The organism is Collimonas sp. OK412 (assembly GCF_900112135.1).
GTDB lineage: Bacteria > Pseudomonadota > Gammaproteobacteria > Burkholderiales > Burkholderiaceae_D > Collimonas > Collimonas rhizosphaerae.
In genome coordinates, this window is record NZ_FOLC01000001.1 from 79,141 (window position 1) to 98,717 (window position 19,577).

Here is a 19,577-nt window from a genome sequence, read left to right on the forward strand (position 1 = left end):
CTCTTACATGCGATAGTTGAGCGACAGCATGGCGGTGCGGCCGCTGCCTGGCACCGAACGGCCGCCGTCGGACTGGATCAGCGCATCGTAATACATCTTGTTGGCCAGGTTGAACAGATTCAGGCGGATGTCGTATTTCGGTTGCGTATACGCCACCGTTGCGTCCCAGCGCGTATAGCCGCCGACCTGCACGGTGTTGGTGGGGTTGGCGTAGCGTTCCGACATGTAAGTGGCGCCGCCGCCGATTTCCCAGTGCGGCGCGACCTTGTAGGTAGACCAGGTGGTCAGCGTATTCTTCGGCGTGTTGACCGGGATCTTGCCCAGCGTGCCGTCGAGCGCGGAAGACTGGATCACCTTGGCGTTCAGGTAGGTATAGCCGAGCGCGACTTGCCAGTCCTTGGTGATGTTGCCGACCGCGCCGGCACGGGCGCCGTTGACCCTGACCGTGCCGTCCAGCTCATACACGCCGGTGCTGATCTGGCTGCGCGCGTTTTCCTTCTTGATCTGGAAGATGGCCGAGTTGAGCGACAGCCTGCCGTTGGCCAGGTCCCATTTGCCGCCCAGTTCGTAGGAGCGGTTCTTTTCCGGGTCGAGGTTTTGCTGGCCGCTGGTGCCGGTCAGCTGTTCCAGCGACGGGTTGAACGAGGTGCCGTAGGACAGGTAGTACGATTGCTCTGCGCTTGGCTGCCAGATGCCGCCCAGGCGCACGCTGGTGAAGTTGACGGTCTGCTGGGCCGAGGCGAGGGTGGTGTTCTTGGCGGCAGCCGGGGCATTGGTCACGTTCAGCGAATTGGTGATGCTGGCGATGTAGCGGTCGAAGCGCAGGCCGCCGACCAGCTTGAACTGGTCGTTGAGCGTCACGGTGTCGTTGAGATAGGCGGCGATGGTATTGGCGGAGCCGCCGGCGCGGTTGCCTGCCTGGCTGGCGACACTGCTGCCGGCTGTGCTGTAGCCTGGATTGACCAGCGGCACGCAGTCGTTATAACCGGCGACCGTCGAGGTCGGATTCAAGGCCTTGCCGTTGCAGCTGCCGTTGCGGTAGTAGCCCTGGTTGTCGTAGCCGTCATGGCCGAGCTCGAAGCCGGCCAGCAGCTCATGCTTGATGCTGCCGGTGCTGAGTTTGGCCGACAGTTCGGTCTGGTTGAAAATCGAATAGTCGCGAATGTCGCGGTCATGGCTCTGGCTGCGGACATACAGGCTGCTCAGGGGCAGCGCGCTGACTGCCGACGGCGTCAGCGCCGTAAAGCCGGCGGCGGAAACCGTGCCGATGGTGTTCGGCGCGGTTTCGACCGCGCTGGTGCGTACGTAATTGAATTGCGTCTGGTTGCGCAGCACGATGTCGGGCGTGATCTTGTGGCGCACGGTGGCGTTCAGCGACGCCACGTCCTGGTTGGTATGGTCGCTGTTGAGGCCGTAGGCGGTATTGCGGTCGACCGGCGCCGGATGGCCGTTGAGCGGCGGCAGGCCGTAGTCGGGCATGTCGTGGTTGTGCTGGACCAGGGCCGACAGGGTGATTTCGGTCGGGGTGCCGATGCCGAACACGTAAGAACCGGCCAGGCCGAAATCCTGGACATCGGTCTGGTCGCGCGTGGTGGCCTTGCCGTTTTGCGCCATTGCAGACAGGCGGAGCGCCGACGTATCCGACAGCGGATGGTTGTAGTCAGCGGTGGTGCGGACCAGGCCGTTGGTGGTGGCCGCCGCCGAGACTTCAGTGGAGGCGTGCAGATTGGCTTTTTTTGTCACCTGGTTGATCACGCCGCCGGTGGAGCCGCGGCCGAACAGCATCGACGACGGGCCCATCAGCACTTCGACCTGGTCGATGGCGAAAGTGTCGCGATAATACTGGCCGCGATCGCGGAAGCCGTCCAGGTAGATGTCGGTGCGCGCGGAAAAGCCGTTCAGGTTGATATTGTTGCCGATCTGGCCGCCTTCGGCGCCGCCCAGGGTGATGCCGGCCACGTTGCGCAGGGCGTCGGCCAGCGAAGTCGCGCCTTGCGACTGCATCAGCGCCTTGTTCACCACTACCACCGATTGCGGCACGTCATGCAGGTCGGCCGCCAATTTCGTGAGGGAAGTCGCGTTGGCGTTGAAATCGCCGCGGCTGCCTGCTACCACCACTTCCTGCAAGCTGGTCTCTGATTTCGGGGCGGGGGTTTGTTGTGCGTACAAGGGCAGGGGAGCGGCGAACACTGCGACCAGGGCAGCGGCAATCGGGTTAAGGCGGATCATTGTTTTAGTTATCAAAGGTTTGGCTTCAGGAAAGAAGCAGAAATTTTGGCTGGCTAATACGGCTATCCCCGTTTTGCTGGCTTTCAGGTATTGCAAATATTACAAATCAGGTACTGCAAATGAGAGTGATTATGTAATCGATTCTTATTTAGAGTTAATTGGCGACGCAATTATAAATGAGTCCTAACGTAAATTAATAGTCGGGAATTGTAAGAAGCACTTTATAGCAACAGTTTTCCGGCTCTTCCATTGTTCTTTTAAGGGATATATCAAGGCGCCAATTATTGATGTGAGATCAAATATCATTTGAGCATATATGTATTTTTCACAATAAAAAATGCGTGCACAGTACGTCTTTCGCTAACCGGCGTAAATGTCGGCCGTTATGCCCGCGTCATACCAGCCGACTCGCACTGTCTCTTTCAAAGGAATTCCATGACTACCAGCATCCCCAACATCGGCCTCGGCACTTTCCGTCTGCAAGGCCAGGTGGTGATCGACTCGGTCCGCACCGGCATCGAAGTCGGTTATCGCCATATCGATACCGCGCAGATCTACGGCAACGAGGCCGAAGTCGGCCAGGCGATCGCCGCCAGCGGCATCGCCCGCGACGAACTGTTCGTCACCACCAAGATCTGGATCGACAACCTGGCGCCCGGCAAGCTGATCCCGAGCCTGAAGGAAAGCCTGCGCAAGCTGCGCCTGAAGCAGCTGGACCTGACCTTGATCCACTGGCCGTCGCCGAAGGATGCGATCCCGGTCGCGGACTACATGGCGGCCCTGGCCGAAGCCAAGGCGGCGGGCCTGACCAGGCTGACCGGCGTTTCCAATTTCACCAATGCCCAGCTGGCGCAGGCCATTGCAGCCGTCGGCGCCGCCGAGATCGCGACCCAGCAGGTCGAGATCCATCCGTTCCTGCAAAACCGCAAGGTGGCGGAATTTGCCCGCAGCCAGGGCATCCATGTCACGGCTTACATGCCGCTGGCGTATGGCAAGGTGATGCAGGAACCGGTGATTGTCCGCATCGCCGAGCGGCACCGGGTCAATCCGGCGCAGATCGCGCTGGCCTGGGCTTTGCAGCAGGGTTTTGCCGTGATCCCGTCGTCGACCAAGCGCGCCAACCTGGAACACAACCTGAAGCTGCAAGGCATCGTGCTGTCGGCGGACGACATGGCGCAGATCGCCACGCTGGAACGCAACGAACGCCTGGCCAATCCGGAAGGCCTGGCTCCTGCCTGGGATTGAATCATGTCATCTGCCCTGTCTGCATTGGGCGCCGGCGGTTTCAGTGCCGGCGCAATGGCTTGATCGATCAGCTGGCGGCGAAGCAGGCCGCCAAAGCCGCAACTGTTTAATCTACGAAGGAAATATCATGCGTATCAATTTACCCGGCAAAGTCGGATTCGGCACCGCTCCTTTAGGCAACATGTTCCGCGATATCCCGGCGCAGGAAGCGCTGGATACGGTAGAAGCGGCGTGGCAGAACGGCATCCGTTATTTCGACGCTGCGCCTTTTTACGGCGCCGGCCTGGCCGAACTGCGCCTGGGCGAGGCGCTGGCTGTTCGTCCGCGTGAGGAATATGCGCTGAGCACCAAGGTCGGCCGCCTGATCCTGGATGAAATCGAAGACACCGGCTCGCGCGACATGGGCGAGAAGGGCGGCCTGTTCGTGCACGGCTTGCCAAACAAGGTGGTCTACGATTACAGCGCCGACGGCACCCTGCGCTCCATCGAAGACAGCCTGAAGCGCTTGCGCACCGACCGCATCGACTATGTGTGGATCCACGACATCGCCCAGGATTTCCATGGCGAGAACTGGCTTGAAGTATTTGGCATCGCCATGAACGGCGCGGCCAAGGCGCTGACGCGTTTGCGCGAAGAAGGCGTGATCAGGGGCTGGGGCCTGGGCGTGAACAAGGTTGAACCTTGCATGCTGACCTTGCAGCAGGCCGATCCCGACGGTTTCCTGCTGGCCGGCCGCTATACCTTGCTTGACCACCAGCATGCGCTGGAGCAGCTGATGCCTGCCTGCACACAGCGCGGGGCCGGGATTGTCGTCGGCGGACCGTACAACTCCGGCATCCTGGCCGGCGGCGAGCACTTTGAGTATCAAAAGGCGACGCCGGAAATGATCAAGCGAGTCCAGCATCTGCAGGCTATCGCCGCGCAATACAAGGTCGACATCAAGGCCGCGGCCCTGCAATTCTCGCTAGCCCATCCGGCGGTGGCGGCGGTGATTCCTGGCGCCAGCCGTCCCGAACGCATCGCGGAAAACCTGGCGCTGGCGGCAGCGCCCGTTCCTGCCGAATTCTGGCTGGCGCTGCGCGAGCAAGGGCTGGTTGCAGCCAATGCGCCGCTGCCAGGCATCTGATTTTCAATCAGGAAGATCCGGCGGCCCGGCGCTATTCCAGCAGGAAATTGCGTTCGGGCTGTTGCAGTTTGCCGTGCTCGCTTGCGGTTTCGTCTTTCAATTGCACGCCGGACAATTGGCGCTGGCGCGCTTGCGCCAGCAGGTAGTGCAACTTGTAGGCCGCTTCCGCATAAGACAAGCCGGCCGGCCTGACGTTGGAAATGCAATTGCGGCTTTCATCGGTCAGGCCGACGCGCGGCGCCCAGGTCAGGTACAGGCCCATGCTGTCCGGCGAACTCAGGCCGGGCCGTTCACCGATCAGCACCACTACCATTTTTGCACCCAGCAGCTGGCCCACCTCGTCGCCGATGGCGACCCGTCCCTGGCGCACGATGGCCAGCGGCGCCAGCGTCCAGTGTTCCGGCTCCAGCCTTTGCTTGAGGGCGCTGAGGAAAGGCAGGGCGTTTTGTTCGATGGCCAGTGCGGACAGGCCGTCGGCGATGACGATGGCCAGGTCGTAACGGCGCGAGGCGCTGTGCGGCTGGTCAGTCAGCGCACTGCGCGAGGCGGCGTCGAGGCGGCGCCCCAGGTCCGGGCGCTGCAGATAGATGTCGCGCGTTTCAGCGGCGCTGGACAGGGTAATGCAGATGTCGCCGCTGTTGTTCAAGGCTTGCCTCAGCGCCTGGGTATCGAGCGCCAGGTGCACGGCATCGCGCGCCCGCGCATGGGCCAGCTGGAACTCCAGCTGCGCCGAAGTGGGCAGGCTGACGCCGCTGCGGCCCAGGGCGATCCGGGCCGCGGTGAATTGCCGCAGGGCCTGCCAGGGATTGTCTACTACAGTAGGATTCGAATCGCTCATGTGCATGCCTCAGGACAAACGCAGCAGGGCGTGCTGGAACGCCGGCGGCAGTTCGTCGCCCAGTTTGACCTGGCTGTCTTCAGTAAAGATTTTCATGGTTTTCAGCCATGCCTCGAATTCCGGCGCCGGTTTCAGCCCAAGCACGCGCCGCGCATAGAGCGCGTCATGGAAAGAGGTGGTCTGGTAATTAAGCATGATGTCGTCCGACCCCGGGATGCCCATGACGAAGGTGCAGCCGGCGGCGCCGAGCAAGGTCAGCAGGATGTCCATGTCGTTCTGGTCGGCTTCGGCATGGTTGGTGTAGCAGACATCGCAGCCCATCGGCAGGCCGAGCAGCTTGGCGCAGAAATGGTCTTCCAGGCCGGCGCGGATGATCTGCTTGCCGTCGTACAGGTATTCGGGGCCGATGAAGCCGACCACGGAATTGACCAGCAGCGGCTTGAACTCGCGCGCCACGGCATAGGCGCGCGCTTCGCAGGTCTGCTGGTCGACGCCGTGATGGGCATTGGCCGACAGCGCACTGCCCTGGCCGGTCTCGAAATACATGACGTTGTTGCCGACGGTGCCGCGCTGCAGCGACAGCGCCGCATCATGCGCTTCGGCCAGCAGCTTGAGGCTGATGCCGAAACTCTGGTTGGCGGCTTCGGTGCCGGCAATCGACTGGAACACCAGGTCCACCGGGGCCCCGCGGTTGATCGCCTCTATGGTGTTGGTGACGTGGGTCAGCACGCAGGATTGGGTAGGTATCTGGTAGCGGTCGATGATGTCGTTGAGCATGCCGACGATCTTGATTACCTGCGGCACATTGTCGGTAGCAGGATTGATGCCGATGACCGCGTCGCCGCTGCCGTACAGCAGGCCGTCGAGGATGCTGGCGGCGATGCCGGTGGCGTCGTCGGTCGGATGGTTCGGCTGCAGGCGGGTCGACAGGCTGTGCGGCAGGCCGATGGTGTTGCGGAAGCGCGTCACCACCCGGCATTTTTTCCCGACCAGGATCAGGTCTTGCACACGCATGATCTTGGATACCGCGGCCGCCATTTCAGGGGTGATGCCGGGCGCCGCCGCGGCCAGCACGATGTCGTCGACCTGGTCGCTCAGCAGCCAGTTGCGGAAATCGCCCACCGTCAAATGCCTGATGGCGGCAAAGGCGGCGGCGTCATGGCGGTCGATGATCAGGCGGCTGATTTCATCCTGTTCATACGGCACCAGCAAGTCGTTCAGGAAGGTCGACAGCGGCAGCTCGGCCAGCTTCATCTGGGCCGCTACCCTTTCCTCCGCGCTGCCGGCGGCCAGCCCTGCCAGGTAATCGCCGGAGCGGGGCGGGGTGGCCTTGGCCATCAAGTCTTTCAGGTCGCGGAACAGATAGGTCCTGGCCCCGACGATATGGCTGAACTGATGCGTTCGGTTATTCACTGACAGCGTCCTCCAGGCAGATGGCCGCACTGCTTTTTACGCAGCCCTTACGCAATATCATAGGCGCTTTGCTCGGCGCTGCGGCTGTTTTTCGTCATCAGGAACACCGCATAGCCAAAAGCCAGGAAGGCAGCGAAGATGCCGAAGATCAGCGCATTGTAATAAATCATGGTGGCCATGCAGACGCAGGCGCCGACCAGCGCAAACGCCGGGAACCATGGATACAGCGGCGCGCGGAACGGCCGCGCCATGTCGGGCGCGCTGCGGCGCAGGCGGAACAGGCTCAGCATGCTGATGATGTACATGGTGATGGCGCCGAACACCGACATGGTGACGATGTTGGCGGTCAGGGTCTGGCCGCCGAGCTTGATCAGTTCGTCGCTGTAGATGGCGGCGATGCCGATCACGCCGCCGGCCAGGATCGCCCGGTGCGGGGTCTTGAAGCGCGGATGGATCTTGGCGAAATAGCCGGGCAGGTAGCCATCCCGGGCCAGCGCGAAAATCTGCCGCGAATAACCGAGGATGATGCCGTGGAAGGAGGCGATCAGGCCGAACAGGCCGAGCCAGACCAGCATGTGCAGCCAGCTGCTGTGTTCGCCGACGATCAGTTTCATCGCCTGCGGCAGCGGATCGTTGATGTTGGCCAGCTTGGTCCAGTCGCCGGCGCCGCCGGCAAACACCATGACGCCGATGGCCAGCAGCACCAGGGTGATGATGCCGGTGATGTAGGCGATCGGGATCGAACGCTTCGGATCCTTGGCTTCTTCGGCCGCCATCGCCACGCCTTCGATCGCCAGGAAAAACCAGATGGCGAACGGGATCGCGGCAAACATGCCGGGAATGGCGGCCAGGCTGAAACTGTCCTGGCCGGACCAGCCGCCCTTGACGAAATGCGCCACCGAAAATCCTGGCGAGACCACGCCCATGAACACCAGCAGTTCGAAAATCGCCAGCAGGGTCACGCACAGCTCAAACATGGCGGCAATCTGCACGCCGACGATATTGAGCGCCATGAACACCACATAGGCGCCGACCGCGGCGGTCTTGGGATCGAGCGACGGGAACTGCACGTTGAGATAGGCGCCGATCGCCAGCGCAATCGCCGGCGGCGCAAACACGAATTCGATCAGGGTGGCGGCGCCGGCAAAGTAGCCGCCCAACGGTCCGAAGGCTTTTTTGCTGTAGGCGAACGGCCCGCCGGCATGCGGGATGGAAGTGGTCAGTTCGGTGAAGCTGAAGATGAACGCGGTGTACATGGCGGCGATAAACAGCGCCGTCACGGTAAAGCCCAGCGTGCCGGCCGAAGCCCAGCCATAACTCCAGCCGAAATATTCGCCCGAAATCACCAGGCCGACGGCGATCCCCCAAAGCTGTATCGTGCCCAGGGTCTGTTTCAAGGCGGGGGCGGCGCTGGCGCCTGAGCCGGTTTTTGCATTCATGAGGCTTCTCCACGGGATAGGTGCACGTAAATCGAAAGGAAATGCGTCGCTCCGCGTTCCGCTGCGCCACTTTGGACAGCTTGCAGGCGAAAGCGGTGCATCTCTGTTGCCGGGTCGGCAGGCAGCGATTGCGGCCTGGTCTTGAAGGCAGGCAAGGGCAAAACAAAAGCAAAATGTGTGCCTTTGTGGTGCACAATCATTTAGCGGCTTGTTTGCCCAACAATAGCGGGACCTCGTCCAGCAGCGCATACTCATCGTCGCTGAACAGGCGCGAACGGCTCAGGAAGCGCCTGCCGCTGCCGTTATCGACAGAAAACATGCCGCCGTTGCCTGCCACTACATCAATGATCAGCTGGGTGTGTTTCCAGTATTCAAACTGGTCGGCGCCGATATAAAACGGTGCGCCGTCCAGGTCGCCCAGATAGACATCGGCATCGCCGACCTGGAAATCGCCGATGGCGTAGCACATGGGCGAGCTGCCGTCGCAGCAGCCGCCGGATTGAAAGAACATGAGCGGGCCGTGCTTTTGCCTGAGCTGCTGCAGGAATTCCAGTGCGGCGCCGGTGGCGCTGACGCGGGCGGGGATGGCGGGCATGATGTATGGTCGCTGGTGACGGGATAGCGGAATGCCGGCTCCTGCCCCGGTGCAGACGGAGCAGGAGCCGGTGCGTTTAGAAAAAGCCCAGGGCGTTCGGGCTGTAGCTGACCAGCAGGTTCTTGGTTTGCTGGTAGTGGTCCAGCATCATCTTGTGGTTTTCGCGGCCTATGCCGGACTGCTTGTAGCCGCCGAATGCCGCATGGGCCGGATACAGGTGGTAGCAGTTGGTCCATACCCGGCCGGCCTGGATCCCGCGTCCCATGCGGAAGGCGCGCGAGCCGTCGCGGGTCCACAAGCCTGCGCCCAGGCCGTACAAGGTGTCGTTCGCCAGGGCCAGCGCTTCTTCCTCGTCCTTGAAGGTGGTGACAGACAGCACCGGGCCGAAGATTTCTTCCTGGAAGATGCGCATCTTGTTATTGCCTTCAAAGACTGTCGGCTCGACGTAGTAGCCGGCGTCGAAGTCGCCGCCCAGCTGCTTGCGCGTGCCGCCGGTGAGCAGCTTTGCGCCTTCCTGCTTGCCGATGTCGATGTAGGACAGGATTTTTTCCAGCTGTTCCTGCGAAGCCTGGGCGCCGATCATGGTGGCGCTGTCGAGCGGGTTGCCTTGCTTGATGGCCTTGACCCGTTTCAGCGCGCGCTCCATGAAGCGGTCGTAGATCGATTCCTGGATCAGCGCGCGCGATGGACAGGTGCAGACTTCGCCCTGGTTCAAGGCGAACATGGCGAAACCTTCCAGGCACTTGTCGAAAAACGCATCGTCCTGGTCCATGACGTCGGCAAAAAATACGTTAGGCGATTTGCCGCCCAGTTCCAGCGTCACCGGAATGATGTTTTGCGAAGCGTATTGCATGATCAGGCGGCCGGTGGTGGTTTCGCCGGTGAAGGCGATCTTGGCGATGCGCTTGCTGGAGGCCAGCGGCTTGCCGGCTTCCAGGCCGAAGCCGTTGACGATGTTGAGCACGCCGGGCGGCAGCAGGTCCTGCACCAGCTCGACCCAGACCATGATCGATGCCGGCGTCTGCTCGGCCGGTTTCAACACGACGCAATTGCCCGCGGCCAGCGCCGGCGCCAGTTTCCAGACCGCCATCAGGATCGGGAAATTCCATGGGATGATCTGGCCTACGACGCCCAGCGGTTCGTGGAAGTGATAGGCGTAGGTCTGGTCGTCGATGGTGGCGACCGAGCCTTCCTGGGCTCGGATGCAGGCGGCGAAATAGCGGAAATGGTCGATCGCCAGCGGGATGTCGGCGGCGGTGGTTTCGCGTATCGGTTTGCCGTTGTCGATGGTTTCGGCGATCGCCAGCAGTTCCAGGTTGGCCTCCATGCGGTCGGCGATCTTGTTGAGGATGTTGGCGCGTTCCGCCGGCGAGGTCTTGCCCCAGGCGACTTTGGCGGCGTGCGCCGCATCCAGCGCCAGTTCGATGTCTTCGGCGCCGGAGCGGGCGATTTCACAAAAGGTCTTGCCGATCACCGGGCTGACGTTCTCGAAATATTCGCCCTTGACCGGCGCCACGAACTTGCCGCCGATGAAATTGTCATAACGTTGCTTGAATGGATTGCGCGTGGCTAGCTTGCTGATGTCTGCGAGATTCATGTCGTCCTCTGGCTTGGAATGAGTGAGTGGGATTCAGCGCTACAAACTGCATCTGTTATTGCGCAACGAATGTGCCAGTGCCGCGCCAATGCCGCGGCAGCACCGCCAGGATCGCCGAGAGTCAGGCCTGGCGCGGCTTGCGGAGGAGCGGAAAGTTGGCGATGGCGGTTTGGACGGCAGTCTGGTATTTTAAAAACACGCAACAACTGTTCCGTTACTGAACAATGGCCGGGTACAGTTGCTGCAAAATGTGCCAGGGCTGGCGCCAGCGCCGTTGCCGATCATGAACCCCCGGGAAAATACACCCGGCACACAAAGCCAAAGATTGGTAAATTAGCAGCACAGGAGACTGTGGTCAGGCCTTGTCACCGACATGAAATTGCGGGCAAGAACCCATTTCAACCGATAGCAATCTTCAGGAATATTTTTCATGCAGAACAAGATAATGACTTTGGCGTTGCAGGGCGGCGGTTCGCATGGAGCATTCACCTGGGGCGCCCTGGATCGCCTGCTGGAAGATCCCCGGATCGAGATCGAAGGCATCAGCGGCGCTAGCGCCGGCGCCATGAATGCGGTGGCGATGAGCTACGGCCTGGCGATCGGCGGCCGCGACGGCGCGCGCCAGGCGCTGGCCGATTTCTGGGATAGCGTCAGCACGCGGGATCTCTACAGTTTCATGCGGCCGGACGCCTTGAGCGAAGCCGGCATCGCGTCGCAGGCGACATCGTCGGCGCTGCTGAAACACATGTTCTCGGTGACCAGGATGTTCTCGCCGTACCAGCTCAATCCGTTTGACCTGAACCCCTTGCGCGACATCCTCAGCAAGCAGATCGACTTTGAACGCCTGCGGGCGGAAGGCAAGGTCAAGCTGTTCATCGCGGCCACCCAGGTCAGCACCGGCCGCCTGCGCATCTTCCGCAATGACGACCTGACGCAGGACGCCTTGCTGGCGTCGGCTTGCCTGCCGTCGATGCACCATGCGGTGGAGATTGACGGCGAAGCCTACTGGGACGGCGGCCTGACTGCCAACCCGCCGATTTTCCCGCTGCTGCATCTGTGCAACTCGCCCGATATCCTGGCGGTGCTGCTGCATCCGTTTCGCCGGCCGCTGACGCCGACCGGCACCGACGAGATTGGCCAGCGTCTGAGCGAAATCAGTTTCAGCTCAACCTTCTTTACCGAACTGGGCGGCCTGGCGCTGGCCAAGCGCGAAACCGAAGCCGATCCCGACGCGCGCGGCAAGATGCATGAGCGGCTCAAGGAACTGCGCATCCACGTGATCGATTCGGATGCCCTGATGAGCCAGCTGAGCGTGGCCAGCAAGCTCAATACCAAGGCGTCTTTCATCCACGCCTTGCGCGACGCCGGCCGGACGCGCGCCGAACTATGGCTGACCGAGAAATTTGCCGGCGCCGAGCTGATATCGAATTTCGACCTCGACCAATTCCTGGCTTGATACCGATGAAACTATCCCGTTCAGAATTCCTTTCCTTGCGCGGCTTGCGTTATCACATACGTCATTGGGGCCGCGCCGGTGCCCCGAAAATTTTCATGATGCACGGCTGGATGGATGTTTCGGCTTCGTTCCAATTCGTGGTCGATTGCCTGCAGCGCGACTGGCATGTGATCGCGCCGGACTGGCGCGGCTTCGGCCTGACCGAAGGGCCGCCGGTGGAGAGTTACTGGTTTCCCGATTACCTGGCCGACCTCGACGCCATCTTGCAGCATTATTCAGCCGAGGCGCCGGTCAGCCTGCTGGGGCATAGCATGGGCGGTTACGCCGTGGGCCTGTATGCCGGCACGCGGCCGCAACGGATCAAGGCGCTGATCAACCTGGAGGGCTTCGGCGGCGAACACCTGTCAGCCGACCTGGCGCCGGTGCGTTACGCCAAATGGCTGGACCAGCTGGTTGAAGCGGCTGCCTTGCTGAGTTATCCGGACCTGGCGGCGGTCGCTGCGCGGCTGCAAAAAACCAATCCGCGCCTGGACGACCAGCGGGCGGCATTCCTGGCCCAGCACTGGTCGCGCCAGAACGACCTGGGACGCTGGGAGATACTGGCCGATCCCGCGCACAAGATCATCAACCCGGTGCTGCCGCGGGTCGAAGAAATGCTGGCCTGCTGGCGCGCCACCACGGCGCCGGTGCTGTGCGTCGAGGCGGAATTTACCAATATGTGGCAGTGGATGGGCGGCAAGGACGTGATGCGCGGCGAGATCGACAGCCGCATCGCCAAGCTGCCGCATGCCAGGACCGCGGTCATCGCGAACGCGGGACACATGCTGCATCACGACCAGCCGCAGGCGCTGGCGGCATTGATTGAACAGTTCCTGCAAGAAGGGCAGGGCTAGCTCCTTTCCAGCCCGCAAGGCTAGCAGTGGCTTTCCTCGAAGGCGTTGATCAGCCTGATCATGTCGTCCATGCGGCTCTGTTCCTGTTGTGTGGTGCGGCGGTTCCAGAGGATGTCGAATTCGACCACGGTCAGGTGGTATTCGATTTCGCTCAGCTCGTCTATCTCGACGATAGCGCCTGCGTTCATTTCTTGCTCAAACATGTGCACCTCCTGGCATGCGGACCGACGTCAGATTTTCGACAACAGCTTATGCAGCAATTCCTTCAGTTTCCTGGTCTCGTCCTGGGTGAAATCCACCAGGACCTGCTCCAGGACACGGGTGATGCAGGCGATCAGCTTCGGGTAGATAGACCAGCCGGCCGCGGTCAGTTCGAGGGTGAATGCGCGGCTGTTCGCCGGCGAGCGCAGCCGTGTCACCAGGCCTTTCCGTTCCAGCCGCCTGACCATGCGGCTCATGGCGCCAGGATCGTATGCCAGCAGCTTGCAGAGCGCCGCGATCGACTCCGGGCGCGCGTTGGCCAGGTTGACGATGATGACGTACTGCGCCGCCGTGATATCCAGCACTTGCAATTCCTGGTTCAACCCATCAAGGATGACGGCGTGCGCCTGCTCCATCAAGGTATCCAGGCCGGCGGCGGATGGCTGTTCTCGCCGCATGAGATGACTGGTCGCCATGGCTGGTCAGTAATGTCGTCAGTGCGCTGCCGAGGTGTCGGCAATGCGTTTCGGTTTGGGCGCGAACCATACCGCGGTCGCCGCCAGCAGGAATGACAGCGCCGCCATCATGAAAATGTGGTTGGTCGACAGCATGATGCTTTGCGACTGTACGGTTTGCTCGATGCTGAGCCGGGCCTGTTCGGCGCTCAGGCCGGACTGCACCAGGGTATTGCCGGCGTTGCCGGCCTGGTCGACCAGGCCCGACAGTTCGGCGTGATAATAAATCGCCTTGTTTTCCCAGCTGGTGTTAACCAGCGAAGTGGCGATGGCGCCCGACATGGTGCGGCAAAAACTCATCAGGCCGGCGGCCGACGCCGTCTCGGAAAAGTCGACGCTGCTCAGCGCCAGCCCGGTCAGCGGCACAAAGAACAAGGGCATGCCTATGCCTTGCAGCAGCAGCGGCCAGCCGATCTGGAAGGTGGTCATGTCGGTGCTGTTGAAGCTGCGCAGCAAGGTCACCGAACCGAGCCACAGCACCCCCAGGCACACCAGCTTGCGCGGATCGACCTTGGTCGACAGCTTGGCGACGAAGGGCGCGGTCATGACCGCCAGGATGCCGCTCAGGGCGGTGGTCTGGCCCGAGTGGGTGGCGGTGTAGCCCATGTAGCCCTGCAGCCACAGCGGCGTCAGCACGGTGGCGCCGAAGAAGGCGCCGAACGCCAGGCAGATGGTGATCACGCTGGCCGAATAGCCGCGGTGCCGGAACACGCGCAGGTCGACCACCGGATTGCGTTCGGTCAGTTCCCAGATCAGGAAGGCGATGAAACCGACGATGGCGACCAGCGCCAGGGCGATGATTTCAGGCGAGGCGAACCAGTCTTTTTCCTTGCCCTGGTCCAGCATCAGCTGCAAGGCGGCGACCCAGACGATCATCAGTCCCATGCCGACCTTGTCGATAGGCACTTTCGCCAGCGGCGACTCGTAGCGCTTGAACATTTTCCAGCCGAGATAGCCGCAGATCAGCGCCACCGGCACGTTGATGTAGAAGATGTAGGGCCAGCTGTACTGGTCGCACAATACGCCGCCCAGGATCGGGCCGGCGATCGGTGCGATCAGTGTGGTCATGGCCCACAGCCCGACCGCGGTCGGCGCTTTCTCCTTGGGGAAAACGCGCAGCAGCAAAGTCTGCGACAGCGGGATCAGCGGGCCGCCGGCCAGTCCCTGGAACACGCGGAATGCGATCAGCAGCCCCAGCGAGTTGGCCAGGCCGCACAAGGCCGAGAATACGCCGAACATGACCATCGACGTGATGAACACGCGCACTGCGCCGAACCGGTTGGCGAGCCAGCCGGTCAGCGGCACGGTGATCGCTTCCGCCACCGCGTAGGAGGTGATGACGTAGGTGCCCTGGCTGGAGGAGGCGCCGAGCGCGCCGGAGATGGTCGATACCGAGACGTTGGCGATGGTAGTGTCGAGCACCGCGATGAAGTTGGCGGCGGCCAGCAGCAGGCCGGCGCCGATCAGCTGCGCTCCCGCCAAAGGCTTGATCGGCAGCTCTGAAGAAATGGATGGCATGGTCTGCTTTCCTGTTGCTTACATGCGCGCAGCCGGGGCGCTCTTGCCGCCGCGCGTATCAATCGACACTTCCATCGACAGGCCGACGCTCAAGGGCTTGGCGGCCAGTTCCTGGCGATCTATCGAAATCCGCACCGGCAGCCGCTGCACCACCTTGATCCAGTTGCCGGTGGCGTTTTGCGCCGGAATCACGGCAAACGCCGAACCGGTGCCGCCCGACAGGCCGACCACGGTGCCGTGGTATTCGACCGCGCCGCCGTAGATGTCGGCGCTCATGGTGACCGGTTGTCCCAGCTGCACCTGGGTCAGCTGGCCTTCCTTGAAGTTGGCGTCGACGTGCATCGACCGGGTCGGCACCACGGTCATCAAGGCGGTGCCGGCCTGCACCCGCTGGCCGACCTGGACCTGGCGCCGCGCCACCACGCCGTCGACCGGGGCGCGCAATACGGTGCGTTCCAGGTCGAGCTTGGCCTGGTCGCGCTTGGCCCGCGCCAGTTCAACTTCGGGATTGGTGGCGACGGTGGTGTTGGCGGTCAGCACGGTGCTGGCTTGCTGCGCGCCGATGGTGGCGCTGCGGTTGCTTTTGGCCTGTATGGCGCCGGCTTCGGCGACTTTCATGTTGGCTTGCGCGGTCAGCAGCGCGGTGCGGGCATTGGTCAGTTCTTCGCCGGAGACCGAGCCGGATTTGGCCAGCGCTTCGCGCCGGTGCAAGTCGAGCTCGGTGCGTTGCAAGTCGGCCTGGGCAGACAATACCTGGGCGGCGGCGCGGCTCTGTTCCGCATCGCGCGCCAGCACCTGGGCCGCCAGCCCGGCGTCATTGGCGAAGTAGCTTTGCACGCGGCGCTGGGAGCGGTCCAGGTCCGCTTCTGCCTGCAGCAGCGCCAGCTTGGCGTCGCTGTTGTCGATCACGACCAGCACGTCGCCTTGCTTGACGTATTGGGTGTCGACTACCTTGACGTCGGCGACGATGCCGTTGATGGCCGGCGTGATCTGGGAAATTTCGGCTGCGGTATAGGCGTTATCGGTGCTGATGTAGCGCGAGCCGATGAAATGCCAGTAAGTGGCGTAGGAAAGGCCGCCGAGCAGGATGGCGCCGCCCAGGATGGCGAACAGCTTCTTGCGTTTTTTTGCGGTGGCCGCCTGTTCCGCCTTGAGCGCGGTTTCGGTGGATGCGAGTTCTTGGACTGCCTGGGAATCGGAATGTGACATGTTGTTCTTACCTGGTTAGTTTGATCAGATTGCAGCCTGGCGGTAGCCACCGCCCAGCGCCCGCACCAGTTGCACATCCAGCGCGAACATGCGTGAGCGCAGCGTCGACAGGTCGCGCTGGCTGGTGAGCAGAGTGTCTTGCGCGTTGAGCACGTCGAGGTAGGTCGCCAGTCCGCCTGCATAACGGTTCTGGGCGATCTGGGCCGCGGCGGCGGCGGCATCGACCGCTTCCTGCACCTTGCCCAGGCGCCCCGACAGGGCTTTTTCGCTGACGGCGGCATCGGCGACATCCTGCAATGCCTGCGTCACGGCGCCATCGTAGTTGGCGACAGCTTCGTCATAGCTGCCGCTGGCCTGGCGGTACTGGCCACGCAGGCGGCCGCCTTCGAAGATCGGCAGCGAGATGGCCGGGCCGATGCTGCTGATATCGGAACCGGCCTTGGTCAGCATGCCCAGTCCCAGCGACTGGAAGCCGAGGTAGGCCGTCAGGTTGACGTTCGGATAGAACTGCGCCTTGGCGACCTTGATCTGCTTGGCGGCGGCCTCGGCGCGCAGGCGCGCGGCAACCACGTCCGGCCGCCGGCCCAGCAGGTTAACGGGCAATTGCGACGGCAAGACAAACGGCTTGGACAGGTCGAGCACCGGCCGCTGCAATGACAGGCCGCGGTCCGGTCCGGCGCCGACCAGGGCGGCCAGCTTGTTGCGTTGCAGGGCTATCGATTCGTCCAGGCTCAGCAGGTCGGCTTCGGCGCTTGCCTTGCGCGCCAGCACCTGCTTGACGCTGCCCAGCGTTTCCAGGCCGTTGAGGCGGCGCTGTTCAAACAGGTCCAGCGTCTGTATCCGTACCTGCAGCGCTTCCTGCGCCGTATCGTGCTGGCTCAGCAGGCGCTCGAATTCGGCGTAGGCGGCGGCGATCGAAGTCGCCAGCGCGATGCGGGCCTGGGCGGCGTCGGCCCTGGCGGCTTCCAGGTCGGAAGTGGCGGCGGCCAAGGCGGCGCGGTTCTTGCCCCAGAAATCGATTTCATAACTGAGGTTGAGCGTGGCCTTGCCCTCGACGTTGTAGTTCTGCGGCACGAACTCTGGCGGCACGCCGTTGTTGTAGCTCTGCTTCATGTAGTCGGCCGAGGCATTCGCGCTGACTTGCGGCAGCAGGGCTGCGCCTTGCTGCTGGGCCACGCCTTGCGCTTTCATCAAGCGCGCCTGGGCTGCCGCCAGCGACGGCGCGCCTTTCAAGCCTTCGGCGATCAGGGCATCCAGTTGCCGGTCGCCGTAAATCGTCCACCAGTTGTCATCCGGCCATTTGACGGCGTTGCCCGCCAGCAGGTGTCCGCTTTGATAACTGCTGATGTCCTTGGGCTCGGCGCGCGGGCCGATTTCGGAAAACGAGGCGCAGCCGCTGATGCTCAGCGCCAGAACGCACATGCTGGCGATGCCGCGCAGGCTGAGGGCGGCGGAGGGTGGGAAATAAGGGTGTGGCATAGGAAATATCCTGTTGTAGATCGGTATGGTCAGAATTTATAACTGAACTGTACGGTATAGTATAGTATTGACTTTTCGGCGTCGTCAAGTAAAACTGTTGGCCCTAACGAGGGTAGGTTTTTTACAACAATGGCGCGGCAATTTGCCGCCGGCGCCACAGGCAGGCAAGGACAAGGAACCAGCGATGCGCAAGAAAAGTGAAGAACGACGACAGGCGATCCTGGATATCGCGGCGCAGATGTTCAATGAATCGGGATTCGAGGGGACTTCGATGTCGGAAATATCGGTGCGCCTGGGCGGATCGAAGGCGACGCTGTACAACTATTTTTCGTCGAAAGAAGAAATCTTCATCGAAGTCTTGCTGCAGCAGGCCGGGGACCAGTTCAACCTGACTTTCGCCAGCCTGGTCGAATCCGACGATTTGCGCGCCACCCTGCAGCGTTTCGGCGCGATGTACCTGCAGGCCATATTGCGGCCGGAGATCATTGCCGCGCGCCGTCTCATCCTTTACCACGCCGAGCGTTCCAAGATGGGGCAGGTGATGTACGAGCGCGGGCCGAAAAGGGGCTGGACCATGGTGGCCGAATTCCTGAAAACGGCGATGGCCAGGAAACAGATACGCGAAACCGATGCCTGGATCGCGGCTTTGCAGCTGCGCGGACTGCTGGAAGCGGAGTGGATGGAAACCAGGATGCTGGGCGTCGCCACCAGCGTGACGGCGCCCAAGATACGCGATTCGGTGGAGCGCGCCACCGATGCCTTCATGCGCATCCTTGCCCCATGAGAAAAGCCGCTTGCCTGCCGGTATTTCAGGGGGAGCGAAATGTGCGTTCGCAGCATGAGGCGGTCAAGGAGCGTACAATCGCGGCATGACGGTTGCTTTCCCTGTATGGACTAATGATGTTGAACGTTGATCTCCATTGCCATTCCAATGTTTCCGACGGCACCTTGACGCCGGCGGCCGTGGCTGCGCGCGCCAAGGCCAATGGCGTCGATATCTGGGCCCTCACCGACCACGATGAAATAGGTGGCGTCGCCGCGGCGCGGGCGGCGGCGGCGGCGCTTGGCTTGCCATATGTCGCAGGTGTCGAGATCTCGATCACCTGGGCCGGGCAGACCATCCATATCGTCGGCCTGCAAATCGATGAGACCAATCTTGAACTGATGCAAGGACTGGCTGCCACGCGCGGCGGCCGCGAACGGCGTGCGCGCGAAATGTCGGAACAGCTGGCGGCGGCGGGAATTCCCGGCGCTTTCGAAGGCGCCTTGAAACATGTCGGCAATCCCGACCTGATATCGCGTACCCATTTTGCTCGCTACCTGGTGGAGATCGGCCGCTGCGCCGACACCAGCGAAGTATTCCGCAATTTCCTGACGGAAGGCAACCCTGGCTATGTCCCGCACCGCTGGGCCTCGCTGGAACAATCGGTGCGCTGGATCCACGGCGCCGGGGGGGTAGCGGTAGTGGCGCATCCGGGGCGCTACAAGCTGAGCGACCTGGCGTTCGACGCTTTTTTCAACGAGTTCAAACAGCTGGGCGGCAGCGCGATCGAAGTCGTTACCGGCAGCCACACGCCGGACCAGTACGGCTACTACGCCAAGGTTGCAACCGACTACGGTTTCCTGGCGTCGCGCGGTTCCGATTTCCACAGCCCGAGCGAATCGCGCATCGATCTCGGCGCTTTGCCGCCGCTGCCTGACGGCTTGACGCCGGTGTGGCACAACTGGTAGCCCGCGCGACGTTTCCTGCGCAATAATCCTTCCGCCAAGCCTTGAAAAGGCTAGCTTTGCTGCTGCGTCGCAGCATAGTTACTGCCTTTGCAT

At 62.2% G+C, this 19,577-nt stretch carries 17 protein-coding genes; 6 read left to right on the forward strand and 11 right to left on the reverse strand.

Annotated elements, in window-relative coordinates; translation table 11 throughout:
- Positions 1-3 precede the first annotated feature (3 nt).
- The gene (locus tag BM062_RS00340; RefSeq protein WP_175500854.1) at positions 4-2,229 is read right to left on the reverse strand and encodes a TonB-dependent receptor; all 2,226 of its coding nucleotides are present in this window, start codon (positions 2,227-2,229) and stop codon (positions 4-6) included.
- 435 nt (positions 2,230-2,664) lie between these two features.
- Between BM062_RS00340 and dkgB the strand changes: the two genes are divergently transcribed.
- Together dkgB and BM062_RS00350 are read left to right on the forward strand one after the other, a co-directional pair.
- On the forward strand, positions 2,665-3,474 hold the full coding sequence (gene dkgB, locus BM062_RS00345) for a 2,5-didehydrogluconate reductase DkgB (RefSeq protein WP_092391954.1): 810 nt from the start codon (positions 2,665-2,667) through the stop codon (positions 3,472-3,474).
- Between the two features lie 127 nt (positions 3,475-3,601).
- Positions 3,602-4,600 (forward strand): aldo/keto reductase, encoded by a 999-nt coding sequence (locus tag BM062_RS00350; RefSeq protein ID WP_092391956.1) that lies wholly within the window; start codon positions 3,602-3,604, stop codon positions 4,598-4,600.
- A 31-nt stretch (positions 4,601-4,631) separates the two neighbouring features.
- Here the strand turns inward: BM062_RS00350 and eutC are convergent, their stop codons facing one another.
- The 5 genes from eutC to adh form a co-directional block, all read right to left on the reverse strand.
- On the reverse strand, positions 4,632-5,438 hold the full coding sequence (gene eutC, locus BM062_RS00355) for an ethanolamine ammonia-lyase subunit EutC (RefSeq protein ID WP_092391958.1): 807 nt from the start codon (positions 5,436-5,438) through the stop codon (positions 4,632-4,634).
- A 9-nt stretch (positions 5,439-5,447) separates the two neighbouring features.
- Positions 5,448-6,851 carry an ethanolamine ammonia-lyase subunit EutB gene (locus tag BM062_RS00360; protein ID WP_092391960.1) on the reverse strand — a complete coding sequence of 468 codons (1,404 nt, stop codon included), beginning with the start codon at positions 6,849-6,851 and terminating at the stop codon, positions 5,448-5,450.
- Between the two features lie 47 nt (positions 6,852-6,898).
- Entirely contained in the window at positions 6,899-8,290 is a 1,392-nt protein-coding gene (eat, locus tag BM062_RS00365) for an ethanolamine permease (protein WP_092391962.1), read from the reverse strand.
- A gap of 196 nt (positions 8,291-8,486) precedes the next feature.
- A complete protein-coding gene (locus BM062_RS00370) occupies positions 8,487-8,885 on the reverse strand; it encodes a DUF779 domain-containing protein (RefSeq protein ID WP_092391964.1) in 399 nt (132 codons plus the stop codon).
- A 76-nt stretch (positions 8,886-8,961) separates the two neighbouring features.
- Positions 8,962-10,482 carry an aldehyde dehydrogenase gene (adh, locus tag BM062_RS00375; RefSeq protein ID WP_092391966.1) on the reverse strand — a complete coding sequence of 507 codons (1,521 nt, stop codon included), beginning with the start codon at positions 10,480-10,482 and terminating at the stop codon, positions 8,962-8,964.
- A gap of 430 nt (positions 10,483-10,912) precedes the next feature.
- On the opposite strand from adh, the gene BM062_RS00380 reads away from it, so the two are divergent.
- Both BM062_RS00380 and BM062_RS00385 read left to right on the forward strand, forming a co-directional pair.
- Complete coding sequence (locus BM062_RS00380; protein ID WP_092391968.1) at positions 10,913-11,938, forward strand: patatin-like phospholipase family protein; 1,026 nt, start codon at positions 10,913-10,915, stop codon at positions 11,936-11,938.
- 5 nt (positions 11,939-11,943) lie between these two features.
- Entirely contained in the window at positions 11,944-12,831 is an 888-nt protein-coding gene (locus BM062_RS00385; RefSeq protein ID WP_092391970.1) for an alpha/beta fold hydrolase, read from the forward strand.
- A gap of 20 nt (positions 12,832-12,851) precedes the next feature.
- On the opposite strand, the gene BM062_RS00390 is transcribed toward BM062_RS00385, so the two are convergent.
- Genes BM062_RS00390 through BM062_RS00410 form a run of 5 tightly spaced genes read right to left on the reverse strand, consistent with a single transcriptional unit; the run spans position 12,852 to position 17,753 of the window.
- Positions 12,852-13,034, reverse strand: a complete 183-nt coding sequence (locus BM062_RS00390; protein WP_092391972.1) for a hypothetical protein — start codon at positions 13,032-13,034, stop codon at positions 12,852-12,854.
- 27 nt (positions 13,035-13,061) lie between these two features.
- Positions 13,062-13,508, reverse strand: coding sequence for a MarR family winged helix-turn-helix transcriptional regulator (locus BM062_RS00395; protein ID WP_092391974.1), 447 nt, complete (start codon positions 13,506-13,508; stop codon positions 13,062-13,064).
- A gap of 18 nt (positions 13,509-13,526) precedes the next feature.
- Positions 13,527-15,065 carry a DHA2 family efflux MFS transporter permease subunit gene (locus BM062_RS00400; RefSeq protein WP_092391976.1) on the reverse strand — a complete coding sequence of 513 codons (1,539 nt, stop codon included), beginning with the start codon at positions 15,063-15,065 and terminating at the stop codon, positions 13,527-13,529.
- A gap of 18 nt (positions 15,066-15,083) precedes the next feature.
- Positions 15,084-16,274 (reverse strand): HlyD family efflux transporter periplasmic adaptor subunit, encoded by a 1,191-nt coding sequence (locus BM062_RS00405; RefSeq protein WP_092391978.1) that lies wholly within the window; start codon positions 16,272-16,274, stop codon positions 15,084-15,086.
- 24 nt (positions 16,275-16,298) lie between these two features.
- Entirely contained in the window at positions 16,299-17,753 is a 1,455-nt protein-coding gene (locus BM062_RS00410; RefSeq protein WP_175500833.1) for an efflux transporter outer membrane subunit, read from the reverse strand.
- A 184-nt stretch (positions 17,754-17,937) separates the two neighbouring features.
- On the opposite strand from BM062_RS00410, the gene BM062_RS00415 reads away from it, so the two are divergent.
- Together BM062_RS00415 and BM062_RS00420 are read left to right on the forward strand one after the other, a co-directional pair.
- Positions 17,938-18,537 carry a TetR/AcrR family transcriptional regulator gene (locus BM062_RS00415; RefSeq protein ID WP_092392683.1) on the forward strand — a complete coding sequence of 200 codons (600 nt, stop codon included), beginning with the start codon at positions 17,938-17,940 and terminating at the stop codon, positions 18,535-18,537.
- A gap of 116 nt (positions 18,538-18,653) precedes the next feature.
- Positions 18,654-19,484: a 3',5'-nucleoside bisphosphate phosphatase gene (locus BM062_RS00420; RefSeq protein WP_092392685.1), complete on the forward strand. Its 831-nt coding sequence runs from the start codon at positions 18,654-18,656 to the stop codon at positions 19,482-19,484.
- The last annotated feature ends 93 nt before the right edge of the window (positions 19,485-19,577 follow it).

Coding starts and splice junctions, on each gene's coding strand:
- BM062_RS00340 (WP_175500854.1), bottom strand. CDS start 2,229: ATGATCCGCCTTAACCCGATTGCCGCTGCCCTGGTCGCAGTGTTCGCC.
- dkgB (WP_092391954.1), top strand. CDS start 2,665: ATGACTACCAGCATCCCCAACATCGGCCTCGGCACTTTCCGTCTGCAA.
- BM062_RS00350 (WP_092391956.1), top strand. CDS start 3,602: ATGCGTATCAATTTACCCGGCAAAGTCGGATTCGGCACCGCTCCTTTA.
- eutC (WP_092391958.1), bottom strand. CDS start 5,438: ATGAGCGATTCGAATCCTACTGTAGTAGACAATCCCTGGCAGGCCCTG.
- eat (WP_092391962.1), bottom strand. CDS start 8,290: ATGAATGCAAAAACCGGCTCAGGCGCCAGCGCCGCCCCCGCCTTGAAA.
- BM062_RS00370 (WP_092391964.1), bottom strand. CDS start 8,885: ATGCCCGCCATCCCCGCCCGCGTCAGCGCCACCGGCGCCGCACTGGAA.
- adh (WP_092391966.1), bottom strand. CDS start 10,482: ATGAATCTCGCAGACATCAGCAAGCTAGCCACGCGCAATCCATTCAAG.
- BM062_RS00380 (WP_092391968.1), top strand. CDS start 10,913: ATGCAGAACAAGATAATGACTTTGGCGTTGCAGGGCGGCGGTTCGCAT.
- BM062_RS00385 (WP_092391970.1), top strand. CDS start 11,944: ATGAAACTATCCCGTTCAGAATTCCTTTCCTTGCGCGGCTTGCGTTAT.
- BM062_RS00390 (WP_092391972.1), bottom strand. CDS start 13,034: ATGTTTGAGCAAGAAATGAACGCAGGCGCTATCGTCGAGATAGACGAG.
- BM062_RS00395 (WP_092391974.1), bottom strand. CDS start 13,508: ATGGCGACCAGTCATCTCATGCGGCGAGAACAGCCATCCGCCGCCGGC.
- BM062_RS00400 (WP_092391976.1), bottom strand. CDS start 15,065: ATGCCATCCATTTCTTCAGAGCTGCCGATCAAGCCTTTGGCGGGAGCG.
- BM062_RS00405 (WP_092391978.1), bottom strand. CDS start 16,274: ATGTCACATTCCGATTCCCAGGCAGTCCAAGAACTCGCATCCACCGAA.
- BM062_RS00410 (WP_175500833.1), bottom strand. CDS start 17,753: ATGCCACACCCTTATTTCCCACCCTCCGCCGCCCTCAGCCTGCGCGGC.
- BM062_RS00415 (WP_092392683.1), top strand. CDS start 17,938: ATGCGCAAGAAAAGTGAAGAACGACGACAGGCGATCCTGGATATCGCG.
- BM062_RS00420 (WP_092392685.1), top strand. CDS start 18,654: ATGTTGAACGTTGATCTCCATTGCCATTCCAATGTTTCCGACGGCACC.